11 protein-coding genes are annotated in these 14,617 nt (G+C 39.2%); 1 reads left to right on the forward strand and 10 read right to left on the reverse strand.

The genetic code is table 11. The annotated features are described in order from the left end of the window. Positions 1 to 52: 52 nt before the first annotated feature. From QFZ87_RS15270 to QFZ87_RS15315, 10 genes are all read right to left on the reverse strand, one after another. Positions 53 to 1,780: a SpoIID/LytB domain-containing protein gene (locus QFZ87_RS15270; protein ID WP_309862867.1), complete on the reverse strand. Its 1,728-nt coding sequence runs from the start codon at positions 1,778 to 1,780 to the stop codon at positions 53 to 55. A 51-nt stretch (positions 1,781 to 1,831) separates the two neighbouring features. Continuing rightward, entirely contained in the window at positions 1,832 to 3,073 is a 1,242-nt protein-coding gene (locus tag QFZ87_RS15275; RefSeq protein WP_309862870.1) for an ATP-binding protein, read from the reverse strand. Positions 3,074 to 3,221: 148 nt separating this feature from the next. Beyond that, positions 3,222 to 4,097 carry a proline iminopeptidase-family hydrolase gene (locus QFZ87_RS15280; RefSeq protein WP_309867902.1) on the reverse strand — a complete coding sequence of 292 codons (876 nt, stop codon included), beginning with the start codon at positions 4,095 to 4,097 and terminating at the stop codon, positions 3,222 to 3,224. A gap of 97 nt (positions 4,098 to 4,194) precedes the next feature. Next, a complete protein-coding gene (locus tag QFZ87_RS15285) occupies positions 4,195 to 5,328 on the reverse strand; it encodes a glycerate kinase (protein ID WP_309862872.1) in 1,134 nt (377 codons plus the stop codon). A gap of 75 nt (positions 5,329 to 5,403) precedes the next feature. Next, complete coding sequence (locus QFZ87_RS15290) at positions 5,404 to 6,678, reverse strand: GntP family permease (RefSeq protein ID WP_309862875.1); 1,275 nt, start codon at positions 6,676 to 6,678, stop codon at positions 5,404 to 5,406. Positions 6,679 to 6,797: 119 nt separating this feature from the next. After that, positions 6,798 to 7,907, reverse strand: coding sequence for a sugar diacid recognition domain-containing protein (locus QFZ87_RS15295; protein ID WP_309862878.1), 1,110 nt, complete (start codon positions 7,905 to 7,907; stop codon positions 6,798 to 6,800). 623 nt (positions 7,908 to 8,530) lie between these two features. After that, the gene (locus QFZ87_RS15300; protein WP_309862881.1) at positions 8,531 to 9,655 is read right to left on the reverse strand and encodes an NADH-dependent flavin oxidoreductase; all 1,125 of its coding nucleotides are present in this window, start codon (positions 9,653 to 9,655) and stop codon (positions 8,531 to 8,533) included. Positions 9,656 to 9,771: 116 nt separating this feature from the next. Next, positions 9,772 to 10,602 carry a hypothetical protein gene (locus QFZ87_RS15305; RefSeq protein WP_309862883.1) on the reverse strand — a complete coding sequence of 277 codons (831 nt, stop codon included), beginning with the start codon at positions 10,600 to 10,602 and terminating at the stop codon, positions 9,772 to 9,774. Between the two features lie 111 nt (positions 10,603 to 10,713). After that, positions 10,714 to 11,355, reverse strand: coding sequence for a LysE family transporter (locus QFZ87_RS15310; RefSeq protein ID WP_309862887.1), 642 nt, complete (start codon positions 11,353 to 11,355; stop codon positions 10,714 to 10,716). Positions 11,356 to 11,528: 173 nt separating this feature from the next. Continuing rightward, positions 11,529 to 12,527 carry a transglutaminase domain-containing protein gene (locus QFZ87_RS15315; protein ID WP_309862890.1) on the reverse strand — a complete coding sequence of 333 codons (999 nt, stop codon included), beginning with the start codon at positions 12,525 to 12,527 and terminating at the stop codon, positions 11,529 to 11,531. Between the two features lie 136 nt (positions 12,528 to 12,663). On the opposite strand from QFZ87_RS15315, the gene QFZ87_RS15320 reads away from it, so the two are divergent. Further along, a complete protein-coding gene (locus QFZ87_RS15320; RefSeq protein WP_309862892.1) occupies positions 12,664 to 14,616 on the forward strand; it encodes a GTP-binding protein in 1,953 nt (650 codons plus the stop codon). Position 14,617: the final 1 nt, after the last annotated feature.

Consider the following 14,617-nt stretch of genomic DNA (forward strand, 5'->3'; position numbering starts at 1 on the left):
GTGCCTGACACCCAGCAAAAAAATCTGCTGGGTATCAGGCACCACTAAAAAATTATAATAAATAACCACTCGAATGGAAGGTGTACCATTTTCCGTTAATGTATTGCTTATTTTGAACCATTGCACCAGATGAGGATAAGTAATATTTCTTCCCACGATCGGTTATCCAGCCGGTAGCCATTGCACCTGAGGAATAGAGATAGTACCACTTATTGTTGGATTTTATCCACCCAGTGGCCATTGCGCCATTTGAATTCAGAAAGTACCATTTGCCATTAACTTTTTGCCAGCCAGTTAACATGACACCATTGGTTCCAAGATAATACCACTTACTAGCATCCTTTATCCAACCGGTTGCTTTCGTCCCATTTGATTGAATGTAATACCACTTGTCTTGCTCTTTTAACCAACCTGGCTCTGTTGCAATTGCTTGGGTATTTCCTTCATACATTTGTGTAACAGCAATTCCTGGATAATAAAACTTTAATATTTCTTGATAATTTTTTCCTGCTCCTGCCATGTTTTGGGCACCCCATTGACTCATCCCCACACCATGGCCATCACCTGTACCTGAAACGGTAACCATACCATTTTCTGATTTCACTTCATTTACTAAATAACTAAGCATCATACGATTACCTATGATAGACCGTACTTTAGATATACTTACATTTGAAAACGACATACGTTGTGTAATTAAATTACCTAGTTCATCTACCTTATCTTTTACAAAAAACTCTACTGCTATGTTTCCTTTTGAGACACGTTGACCAGAACCTACATTATGAAGTGAGAATTCAGGAATGGAAATAATTTTAATTTCTTTGTTTGCATAACCATTGTTGGTTAGCCACAGCTTAATATTAGAGGATATGGTTGGATCAAGTTCTATTGTTGAAGACCACCATTCTGATGGTTTTGTTAAGTCTAACGAGGTAATATCTATTTGTGTTTGATGAAATGCAAATTTCCAACTTGTTTTTGGATCATAAGGATCTTGTTTGATGGGCAAATAAGGGACAGCAGTTGTTCCCCACGCATTGGCGTTACTCTCAGTCCGACCGCCATTACTTGCAGAATATACAGCATCGATTAAACGGCCATTATACTGGGCAACCTGGCCTTTCGTTTCATCCACTGCTCTAGTTGTATTAGGTGTCCAAATGTAGCCACCGTATACTTGATATAATATTGTGTCATCAATCAATCCGCGGGTAATATAACTCATCGCATACGTTCTTGCTGCTACAGCTTGAGTTTTTAACGCTTCAATGTTCCAAAAGGGATACATTTCAATTGGAACAACGCCTTTTAAGTAATTCTCCATTGAAACAGAGTTTATTGGGCGGATGTATTTTTTGTTTTCAATCATAAAATCAAAGTTCCCTAAATAGAGACGACTATTTATGGAAAGTTGTGAACTAGCTTGAATAGGACTAGCCGAAAATGAATCATATGAATTTAAAAGATTATTATCTTTATATAGTGCTATTTTTTCATTTTCTAATTTTATTAAATAGGTGCTTCCAGATTTTAATAGGATATTTGGGTCATTCGTTTGATAGTCACCGTTTGGTTTGAGAGTGATTTCTGATTTATTACCTAAAAAGTTAATCAATTTCACCTTAACAATTGGTTCTGACTGCACTGCAGCAAACCCGTGACCAAATGGAAATACAGATAAAAATAAAGAGAACACTGCTACACAAAGTATGATTTTCTTCAACGAATAATATCCCTCCGAAACTAGTAATATAGGACCAGCTGTTAGGATAATCATATAGTATTAGATTGTGTTACGACAATGGAATATTATTTCCAAATAACCTTCTTAAGAATGGACAGGTTCCTGCTTTAATAATGGCTGTGTCATTGTTGGTAGAAGAACTTCAATGCAAGTTCCCTCATTAACTTTGCTAGTTATGTTTAATGTACCATGGTGATTTTCAACAATCTTAAAACAAGTCATTAATCCAAGTCCAGTTCCCTTTTCTTTTGTGGTATAAAAAGGCTCTCCAAGTGTAGAAATTCGGTCTTCAGGTATTCCCAGGCCTGTATCATTAATCTGTACTGAAATTTTCCCTTCCTGCTTTTCTTTTACGATTACCTTTATCGTTCCACCCTTCGGCATGGCTTCGATTGCATTTTTCAAAAGGTTTAAGAAAACCTGTTTTAATTGATTTTCCTCACAGCTGATGCTGGGAAGTTCAGGACTAAACTCGGTGAGAATTTGGACATTATTCAAGATAGATTGGTTGTTAATTAAGGTGATAACATCAGTTAATAATGACATGATATTATGTTCAACAAAAACCGCTGCCGTTGGTTTTGCAAGGACAAGAAATTCTCCAACGATTGAATTAATCCGGTCAAGTTCTGTTAAAACAATATCGAGGTATTGATCGTTTTTTGTGCTAGTTTTCATTAGCTGAATGAACCCTTTAATAGAGGTAAGAGGATTCCGAATTTCATGTGCAATACCTGCAGCCATTTGCCCAAGAAGAGCCAATTTTTCTGACTTTTGAAGGAGTCGCTCGGTTTCTTCCTTTTTCTCCGTAATATCCTTGCCAATCGATAGGACGGCAGCTTTTTCACCAAAAACAATAGAAAGGGAAGATACTTCAAAAAAGAATGTGGTACCATCCATACGCTTTGCTCTATACTCAATCGTGTGGATTGGCTGTTTCTCTTTCTTTATTTGCTTATAGCGTTCTAATAAACGATCCATATATTCAGGAACAATGAAGTCAAAAATGGACCTTCCAATGATTTCATCTTTATTTTGAGCACGAAGCATACTTACTGCCGCATTATTCACATAAAGAAATCTATGATCCCTAGTAATATAAACGGGTTCGGGCAACGAATCAATTAATCTCTTATAACTAATCTCTCCAGCCTGTGCCCTTTTTGCATAATAACGTGACTTATCATATTGCCATCCGACAAACCAGGCAAAAAAGGTAAAGAGAAAGAAATCTAGTTCAAAAATTGGATCCTTCTCGGTAATATATTGATAGATGGTAAATAAAATTGAAATGGAAACGAGAATAAGTTGGCCCAATCTTTTCATTATATTTTCCCTCTTATATAGATATATTTTCCTATACCATTCGACAAAACTAGTAATATTCCTTTTTTCTTCCCTGCTTTTCACTACATTGTTACAAATTTCTAGAGTTTACGAAAAAAATGGCGAGACCATGGATCTCGCCAACGATTTAGTTCGAATCAACCTCTATTAAAAACTCTCCAACTACTTGCAAATACTCTTCTGGCTCTTCAACATATGGCATATGCGCACTGTTTTCAAACACATGGAAGCGTGAACTTGGTGTTAAACTGCTAAAATACTCAGTAGACTCTGGGGTAGCTTCATCAAAGCGCCCGCATGTAAAAAGGGTTGGACACGAAATGTCCTTTAATTGAGGGGTACAATCAAATTCTTTAAGGTTTCCTAATACTGTAAATTCAGATGGCCCCCACATGATATTGTATACTTCTGGATTTCTATATTGAGCGCCTTGCTTTAACCAGTCAGGAAAAGGATCTAAACGGCAAACAAAGTTTTTGTTAAATTCATCAGTTGCCTCTTTGAATTCCTTCGAATCGGTTGTCCCATTTTCCTCACATCGTTTGATCGTTTCTTGGACCTTGAGAGGCAATTTTTGTAGATTTCGCTTCTGGTCCTGTTCCCATAGTGGTGCACTAAGACAAGAGCTTGAAAAGATTACACTTTTTACACCGCTTGGCTGTGTTAAGCAATAGGCAGCAGCAAGAGTGGTTCCCCAGGAATGACCGAGAATATGGACCACATCGATATTTAAGGCCTGTCTTATTTGCCCTAATTCTTCCACGAAGCGTTCCAAACGCCAAAGGGAGGTATCTGTTGGTCTGTCCGACCTTCCACAGCCTAGTTGATCATAAAAGATAACTGGTCTATCCTCTGCTAGTGCTTTCAGTCCTTGAAGCGAATAGGAGGAAGATCCTGGGCCCCCATGTAAAATAATAACTGGCGTACCTGGTGCAGCTTCATTAAATACTTGTACCCATACTTTCCCCCCAGTTACTTCAATGAATCTCTCTTCACCCATCATCATTTCCCCTTTAAATAGTTGGTTTGTTATTTCAATTATATAGCATTAGAAATAAAAAAGCCTACCCATCGCTATACTCCGAGAGGTAGGCATACATTTATTTTTTCATCTTCCAAATGGCTGCAATATTGACAGCTGTTCTTTCTACGTATTCTGATGCATGTTCGAAGGCGTCTTCTAGGACCACAACACCAGGAACAATACTAAAAATAGCATCTATTCCATAATCATGAACAACATGACTCTCTTTTCCGAGGTTTCCAGCAATTCCAATCACAGGAACATCATACTTTTTTGCGGTTTTTGCTACGCCAATTGGTGTCTTTCCAAAAATGGTTTGATGATCAATTTTCCCTTCACCCGTGATGACCAAATCAGCATCTTCAACCGCTTTGGGAAGAGAAGTTGCCTCAATCACGATGTCGACACCACGTTTTAATACGGACGGTAAGAAGGCTAACAATCCTCCGCCAAGCCCACCCGCGGCTCCAGCACCTGCTACATCTTTTATATTTTTTCCAAGCTCACGTTCAATAATGGCTGCATAGTGGTCAAGATTACAATCCAATTGTTCTACCATTTCCGGTGTCGCTCCTTTTTGCGGACCAAAAATAGCGGAAGCTCCTCTTTCTCCTGTTAATGGATTATCTACATCACAAGCAACCTCAATTTTAATATTCTCTAAACGTGAATTTAATTGAGCTAAGTCGATCGAAGCCAATTTACCTAGTGCCCCTCCGCCTTCTCCGATTTCCTGACCATCCTTATCGAATAATCCCACACCAAGGGCTTTAGCCATCCCTGCACCACCATCATTAGTGGCACTACCACCGATTCCAATAATGATATGAGTGGCACCATAATCAAGGGCAGCTGATATAAGTTCACCTGTCCCTCTCGTTGTGGTAATTAGCGGATTTCGTTTCTCTCTTGGAACTAGGTGCAAACCAGAGGCTGCCGCCATTTCTATCACTGCCGTACGTTTATTACCAAGCATTCCGAAAAACGCTTCAACTGGTTCTCCAAGAGGACCCGTGACAGTTTTGTTGATAATTTCTCCACCGGTTGCATCAACCAGAGATTGAACAGTCCCTTCTCCACCGTCTGCCATCGGTATTTTTACATACTCTGCATTTGGAAAATGATATTTAAAGCCTTTTTCAATTGCCTCAGCTACCTCAAGGGCTGAGAGGCTTTCTTTAAATGAATCAGGTGCAATAACTATCTTCATTTTGATCCCTCTCCTGTCAATTACATTGGATGATTTAAAAAAGAGGAGTGTTGCCCCCCTCTTTTGCTCATGTATCTATCCGAAAAAGTGAAACACACCATAAATCAAGGTCGAAATAATCGCCATAGTTAAACCTACTAGCGTCTCATAAGGAATAACCTTCAAACGTTCTTTGATTTCCATGTTTACGCTTCCGCCAGTTGCGTGGAAAAAGCTTCCGTGTGGCAGGTGATCTAATACGGTAGCACCTGCATGAATCATAGCAGCACCTGCAATAGCTGATACACCCATACCTAAAATCGTGCCACTAAACACTTGGCTCGCCACTGCTGTTCCGGCAGTAGTTGAAGCAGTTGCTGCTGACATGAAGATACCTGATACTGGAGCAAGTACATATCCTGGAAGGCCAAGTGCATTTAAACCTTCGATTAACAAGTCCTTCAAACCAGAATTAGCAATAATTCCTGCGAGGGTTCCTGTTCCAAGTAACATAATCGCAACACCTGACATTTTTCCTAAGCCAGAAACAGCATACTCATTGATTTTTCTTCCTCTACCCATTACCAATGCCCCAATAATCCCTCCAATTGGTAGAGCAATCATAGGGTCAATGCTGATATCAAACAGTGGTCTTAGTGCTAATAAAATTATGGTTATAAGTGGAGCAACGATCGCTGGTAAAAAGAGCGGAAGTTTTCCTCCATTGTGTGTTTGAATTTCAAAGTCTTTAATAGCTGAACCTTTTTTCACTAGCTTTTTCGCAATAAAATAAGTAATGGTTAAGCCAACAATGGCAGGAATAATACCTGCTGCCATAATGGATGTCAAGGGAACCTTAAAAGCATCCGATGCGGCAATGGCATTAGGGTTTGGTGACATGAGGTTACCTGCCTTACCGCCACCAATCATAGCAAACAAGATCGCAGTTTTCGAAATGCCCGCTCTTTTCGCAATCGCAAGGGCAATAGGTGATACAGTGATAACGGCTACATCGATGAAAACTCCAACAGCTGTTAAAATCAAGGTAGCTACCGCTAGCGCAAGTAACGCCCTCGTTTCACCTAATTTTTTGACGATCGTCTCTGCAATAACAGCGGCTGCACCAGATTCAATTAATACACCGGCCAGAATACCCGCGGCTAAGATTCGTAGTACAGCTGGAATAATGCCTTTAGCACCTTCCATCATTAAGGTTACGGTATTAGTAATATCTACTCCACCAATTAGTCCGCCGATTAACGCTCCAGCGATCATTCCATAGGCAGGAGAAACCTTTATCAAAATTAAAATAATAGCTATTACAAGTGCACAAATGGCACCTAAAGCGCTTACTTGTATATTTGCATCCATTTATGAATCCCTCCTTGTTTGTCTGTATACTCATTGTAAGCGTTTGCTACATCGTTTTCATTGGGCGAACCATCAAAAAAAAGACCCTTTTCAATCAGGTCTTTTGTACATTTGCACAATTACTTTATCAACTCTTGAATAACAGATAAGTATAGTTCGAGCAAATCCTTAATCTTTCTCGGGTCCTTTCCTGTTATTTCAGTTATCTTATCCAGCCGATACCTTAATGTATTTCGATGAATGAATAACTTTCCTGTAATAGTATGTATATCCCCGTTTTCCTCAATAAACGCCAATAACGTTTCAACCAATTCCCCTTTTTTATCATTCTCTTTTAGGTATTGATAATAATTTTGTAATTCTTCCCCAATTCCAAGATTCTTTGCTCTTTTTAGCATGACAGGAATTTTATAATCATCATAAAAATATATAGTTTTTACCGGATCTATCCTCTCTCCAACAAATGAAGTTTCCACAGCCTCACGATAGGAATCAGCAATTCCTATTAAATCAGGATGATAGTTGCCGATACTAAGTTTACATTGTACCCCTACATATTTCCTAGCTGTTTCAGCCCATTTCTCAAGTTCTATCCTAGTCCGACCAACATTCTGGCTCGTTACTTTTTTAAGAAGAATCAAATAATCTGGGTGCATGACTATTAAATCTTCTTTATCCAATCGATCGCGTATAGTCTTGAATACCTTTGCCCTGTCCTTAGTTGTTAAAATCACAGCAAGACGCGGAATATCCAAATTGATTCCTAAGCGGCGAACTCTTTCAAAATAGAGAGAATTGAGGTTTTCCGTTCCATGCAGAAGCTGGCTAATTAGTTCTTCCTTCAATCGTTCATCCCACTGCATTTGATCGATTAAAACGGCCTGTTGTAGAATCATTTCCGCTGCCATTTTTACCAGTTCCCCGTAGTTACGAATTTCTTCAGGATTACCAGTGATTCCAATAACGCCGACAACTTGATTATTAAAATTAATCGGAAGGTTGATTCCTGCTTTCACTCCATGTAGCCCTTTTGTATCGTGTTCCTCGATTTCAAATTCCTTTTGGTTTTCAATGACGAGCAGAGCCCCTTCATGAATGGAATCAATTCGAGTTGGATCTCCTGAGCCAATAATAATCCCTTTATCATTCATGACATTAATATTTCGCTTAATAATTTTCATCGTTCGATCGACTATTTCCTGAGCCAATGCTTGATCTAAAAATTTCATGATGCTGTCCTCTCCACTTTTAACGATACCACTATTATAGCTTCAGTTTTGTAAAAGGCATATTTTTCATACCCTTCTGGATAAAAAATAAGATGTTATACCCTACCTTCTTGCATGGTGGATGATCCCATTTTGGAGCTCGATTTTGCTCACTCAATTGTTAGTTGGAAATTGTTTTCCATGTTTTGTAGAATACAACTTCAATATTGTTGAATAAATCAATTTTTTGTAGAATTCCATTCTTAATTTGTAGAATAATCCTCAATCTTCCTCTGATACCTTAATAATTGGAAGGTAATTACCAAGTTTTGTAGAATTCACCCGTGATTTTGTAGAATAACTTGAAGTTTTGTAGAATTCGTCCTTCTATTTGTAGAATTCCTCTTCTGGCGCACCGAAATTCCAGCCAAACTAGTCTAAATTAAAAATGTAAAAAAAGTCCACATGACAATGTTTCTGTTATTTCCGCTTACCCTGCCCGAAGTGCGGACCAAAGTATTTTTTTAATGAAAGCAATAATGCTTATTATTTTATTTTTGTTGATAGGAGAGGAGATTTATCTGATAGTTTATAAAGCTATACCAAAAAAAGCATCCCAAGATTGGGATACTTTCTTAGTTAATTTATTCAATCCCCGGAAACCAACCTGGTGAATGGATAATCGCTTGCCAGAGTGGATCAGGGATAACCAGTTCCTGCTGCTTATCTTTATCTATTCTTGTAACAATTTCGTCTTCCCTGCCATCCGATACCTTTTGCACCCAATCAGGATCAATAATGATTTCGCGTCCTAATGCAATTAATGGCACTCCCGTCTGAATCGCTTGTATGGCATCATCCACGGTATAAATCGAGCCCACTCCAATAACAGGAACCTGATCACCAACACGTTCTTGAATAATTTCAATTCGAGAGCGAGTATCGTCCACCCCACGTCTTGGCTTGGACCAAAAATCCTGAAGGGAAACGTGTAAATAATCAAGATTCTTTTTAGCTAAAGCATCAATTAAAACCAATGTATCTGCCATCGTGATTCCAGGTGTTTCTGCCTCTTCAGGGGAGAAGCGATAGCCAATCACAAACGGTCCGGTTGCATGTTCCGCTGCGACTCTCTTTACTTCATCGACAACAGCAAGTGGGAACGTAAGTCGTTTCTCTAAACTTCCTCCCCATCGATCTTCTCGGCGATTCGAATGTGGAGAAAAAAATTGTTGAATGAGGTATCCGTTTGCTCCGTGAATTTCTACCCCATCGTAACCAGCTTCAATTGCCCGACGAGTAGTCTCACCAAAGTCCTTAATGATGGATTCTACTTCCTGATCCGTTAATTCCCTTGGAACTGGTTTCCCTGCACCTTCAGATGGAACAGAGCTTGCACTAACAACATCACCGTTCGGAACTAATTCAGGTGGTACTTGCCGTCCACCGTGGAAAATTTGCAGAATGGCTTTTGCGCCTTGGTCTTTAATCCCTGAAGCCAGCTGCCGTAGACTCGGAATCAATTCATCACGGTCGCCGCCAAATTCTCCTTGAAATCCTTTCCCATTGGCGGTCACATAAGTACAAGCTGTAATGACCATCCCTACTCCGCCAGACCGCCTAGCATAGTAGGTAACCTCTGCATCTGTAACCGTTCCATCTTGGTTGGATGAAAAATTTGTCATAGGTGCCATAACAATCCGATTCTTTAACGAGACTCCACTACGAAACGTAAACGACTCAAATAATGCAGCATACTTAGAATTCATTACTAATTGTCCCTCCAGGTATGTTTATTAAAACGAGGCAATCTTTCAACCACGTTTTAGTTTGCCGTTTTTATTTCGTGCTCATTCTAATGAGTTATGAAACACCTGTAATTTTACTAGCGTATTTGCCTTTTTATATTAAAGAGAACGATGCTCACCACTAACGCAATAGTAGAGAAAAATAAAGCAATACCCGAAAAAGCAAGGACATACGCATTTAACTCTGCAATTTTCACAATCATTCCGTAACTATTGAGTTTGAATACAGCCGCGATAACATTGAACAATAAAAGAATGAAATAAATGGTTAAGAGTCCCTTTGCAGCTCCTTCAATATCCGCTTTACTGAGTGCAATATGTGAAGAAATACTAATCGCTACTATTAAAAAAATCCAAAATAGCGGATTGATTAAATTTTCAAGGGTAAAGAGGTTCTTACTTATAGCTAAAATTGCTCCTGTTATAATCCGTATAAAAGTAAAATCAATTTTTTCTAAAGTAACGTGCAGCTTGATCTCTTTTACAAAAGCCTTGTAGGTTTCCGGGACTAAGAGGTACATACATAAAATTAAAGAACCAATCCCACTAAAAATGGGGCCAAGTCCAATAAAAAAATTGCCTGCCTGTTGATACCAGCTGTTCCGGTTATATTGGTGCTCCACAAAACCCAGGATACCAGTGGGACTATTGAATTGCAGTAATTTAACCCTCGTGACTCGATGTCCCCAAATAAAACACTGAATCAGATGACCAATTTCATGAATAGGCGTTCCAATCCATGCGGTGAACATCACTCCTCTTGGGCCAAACGCGCTTATAAGAAACGAATTTGAATACCTTTCCAAAATCCCTAAAACCACTCCTACAGCCATGATGACACCGAAGAGATAAACCAACTCAACAAAACTAATTAAAAGCGTATGTATAAATGATAATAGGATATTCATGTCTATCCTGAATCCTTTCAATGACTGTCTTTCCATCCATGATATACCATAGGATAGAAAAACATTCACAATTAGAACCTTAAAGATAAAATATTTTAGGAAATACTACCTTTACCTCTCGCTCAAAAGTGCGTCGATTCCCTGATATCCAAAATATAAACCAAATACGATTAACGATGCCCCGGATACAATAGAAATAGCGATTAGACTTTTCACATTTAATAATTTTCGGAACCCTGTCGTCAGTGCTGCAACAAACACATCCCAAAAAGTAAGACCAAGAAATATCATACTACTATAAATTAATAATGACCCTGTTCCATTTGTTTGAGCCGTTTTGGCCAAGACCGATCCATAAATCCCCAACCAAAACAAAATAGATAAAGGACTGGTTATCGACATAATGAATCCAGTTAAAAAACACTTAAATAACGAGTCCTTCTGTCTACTATACGAAAGAGTGATGGTATTTGCATTCTTAATACTTTCAATTCCGGAGTAAATTAATACAAACCCTCCGAATAACCAAAGAAAGATTTGAACAACTGGAATCCCTAAAAATTGAACCATTCCTAAATAAACCAAAAGCATAAAAACTCCATCTGCAATCATGGATCCAGCACCCACAATCCATGCATGCCAAAAACCATTTTTTATCCCTTTATCCAACCGAGCAGAATTCACTGGTCCAATTGGTGCTGCTAAGGTAAATCCCAAGATAATATAGCTAATTAAAATACTAGTACTTAACAATAAAGCCACCCCTACCACACGGTAATATCAACTTGTACATTTTATGTAGAAAATACAAAGTCATGTCCAAAAAATGATAAGAACGTAAAAAGCCAAATCCTTGTATATATGGATTTGGCTTTTTCCAATTGTTAGTTTAGATATCTCTCACTAATAGCTGTGAGCGCATCCGATTACCACGGATATTCGCCTTCCTTTTGTTTATCCGTTTTCGAAAAATACGCTGATTGATAATGAGGAACAAATTTTTGGGTATTCGCGTTAATAAACCCTGAGCCATAGGTTGGGTCTTCTGCCTGCCAGACCCCATTTAGCAGGACCTCATTCCATGCGTGGTTTTCACCGTAAGAGACTTTTGTTTTAATCCCAACCGCACGGTGCAGCGCAGCACTTAAATGCGCATATCCTGAACAAAGAACATTACGAGATTGATAGGCTTGCAGTGCAGTATACATAGGTGGATTAGTTGAATTAACCAGTGGTGCATTATAAGCAACATTTTTCGCTACCCAGAAAAAAATCGCTTTAGATTTCTCTACATCCGTTTTTTTGCCATTGGTTATGTTTTGCGCGAGCGCTACTAGACCAGGGTCTGTGCTCTGTACCATAAAGCTTGGCAATAAATAGGGATCACCATCCGTTAAATGATATTCAGCATAACCGAGAACCCGTTCAGGGTCATCTTCTTTGCCGTTATAATACTCATCCAAATTGATGATCACATCCCCAACTGTATAGGCAAGCGGATATTCATACTGAATCTTCCCTTTTTTAAAAGGAACCTTTATCGTTGTTTGCTTATCTGCCCGCTGTTCTTGAATATTTAAAATGACCCCATCTGCCTGATTGTATTTTCCATAAGGTGTTGGCTTTCCTGAAACCACTAATTTCCCGTCCTCAACCGTTACCTGATATGTTTGGATTTCAGTAGCCTGATATTTTCCATCAGTAGCTCTAGTTGGAACCGACGATGTTGCTTCCTGTTCCTCAACGGTTTCCTGTTTAGTTACCTGTGGTGAACCCGGAGCACGATCTAGCTGTGATTCCTCTTTCAACGGAGAATCAAGGTAGGCTAAGAAATTTTTAACTTGATCTATAGAAGGAAGAAGGTCTTTTTGCCCAAGATAAAAAAAAGCATATGCCCCAAGAAACAGAACGATGAGTTTCTTCAACTATCAAACACCTCCGCTTTCTTATAGCTATAAGTCTATTTTTCTATATATTCGAGACGTTGGCAACTTTTTAGGAGGGTCACCTGTCAATTTGGTATAATATTTTACATAAGAAGAACGTAAAAAGAGGTGCATCATGAAAAAAACAATAGGTATGTTTGCGCATGTGGATGCAGGAAAAACCACATTGGCAGAGCAGCTTCTTTTTCATACGAAAGCAATTAGACAAAGAGGTCGTGTAGACCATAAGGATACCTTTCTCGATACACATGAGATAGAAAAACAAAGAGGGATTACCGTATTTGCAGACCAAGCTAAGTTTACTTTTAATCACTCAGACTATTTTCTGATAGACACTCCAGGCCATGTGGACTTTTCTCCTGAAATGGAACGAGCCATTCAAGTGATGGATTATGCAGTAATCATTATTAGTGCCGTTGAAGGTATCGAGGGTCATACCGAGACGGTTTGGAGACTTCTACAAAAACATCAAGTTCCAACATTCTTCTTTATCAATAAAACAGACCGAGTAGGTGCGGATGTCCATAGGGTCATGGAAGAAATTCGAGACAATCTAACCCAAAATGTCTGTGATATAACCGAGACTCTGAACGAAAAGGAAATGAATGAGGAATTAATTGAATTTTTAGCCGAACGAGATGAGACTCTTTTGGGTCAATATATGGAAACCGGTTATCAGCTAGATATTTGGCTGGAAACAATGAAGACAATGATAAACGGAAATGAAATTTACCCGTGTGCATACGGCTCTGCATTGCAAGACATCGGTGTGGATAGTTTTCTAAGAAAAATGGACTTATTAACCTCGACGAATTATGATCATCATTTACCCTTTGCAGGCAGAGTCTATAAGATACGCTATGATAACAAAGGGACAAGGATTACGTTTATAAAAGCTCTTAGCGGAACCCTAAAAGTTCGTGAAGAAGTTAGCTACGCTGATGCAGATGTCGTCCTTAGCGAAAAAATCACTCAGATTCGTATATACAATGGAAATAAATTTATCACTGTTGATCAGGTGTCTGCAGGTGAGATTTTCGCCGTGACAGGACTTTCCTCAGCTACTGCTGGGGATGGATTGGGAGCATTAAAGGAAAAAGCCGTTTACGAAATGGGTTCTGCGCTAAAATCCAGGGTCATCTTTGACCCTTCAATACATGTAAAAGAGGTATTACAGTACTTCCATATTTTAGATGCAGAAGACCCCTCCTTGAATGTTACGTGGGAGGAACGATCGCAGGAAATTCACATTCGAGTCATGGGTACGATTCAGCTAGAGGTGTTAAAACAAATAGTTAAGGAACGATTTCACTTGGATATTCAATTGGGGGAACCAGAAATATTATACAAAGAAACGGTTGAGACTGTAGTTTGTGGGTACGGACATTTTGAACCGTTGGGCCATTATGCTGAGGTTCACCTTAAAATAGAACCGGCAGCTAGAAATAGCGGTATTTCTTTTGAGACCGTGTGCCATACGGATGATTTACCCGTCGGAACCCAAAATCTAATACGGCATCACCTGTTTGAGCGGGACCACCGTGGATTGTTAACCGGCTCTCCACTTGCGGATGTGAAAATCTCTCTATTGACAGGGCGTGCCCACAACAAGCATACCTCAGGTGGTGACTTTAGAGAGGCCGCCTACCGCGCTTTACGACAAGGGCTGGAAAAAGCTGCAAATGTGCTGTTGGAACCTTTCTATGCTTTTAAAATGAGAATAGAATTAGATCACTTAGGTAAGATATTAACAGATATACAAAACGCACATGGTAGTTTTGATGCTCCGCTTACAGAAGGGAACAAGGCTTTTCTAACTGGAAAAGTACCTGTTGCCACATTTATGAACTATGGCCCGGAATTTGCATCAATTACACAAGGAAAAGGCACATTGAACCTAGTGTTTGGCGGGTATTATCCGTGTCACAATTCCAACGAAGTAATGGAGAGAATCAACTACAACAAGGATGCAGACCCCGAATATTCTTCGTCATCCATCTTTTGCTCTAAGGGACAAGGCTATTCTGTACCTTGGGATCAAGCGGAAGCGAAGATGCATTGTTTGTAGA

Source organism: Bacillus sp. SLBN-46 (assembly GCF_031453555.1).
Taxonomy (GTDB): Bacteria; Bacillota; Bacilli; order Bacillales; family Cytobacillaceae; genus Neobacillus.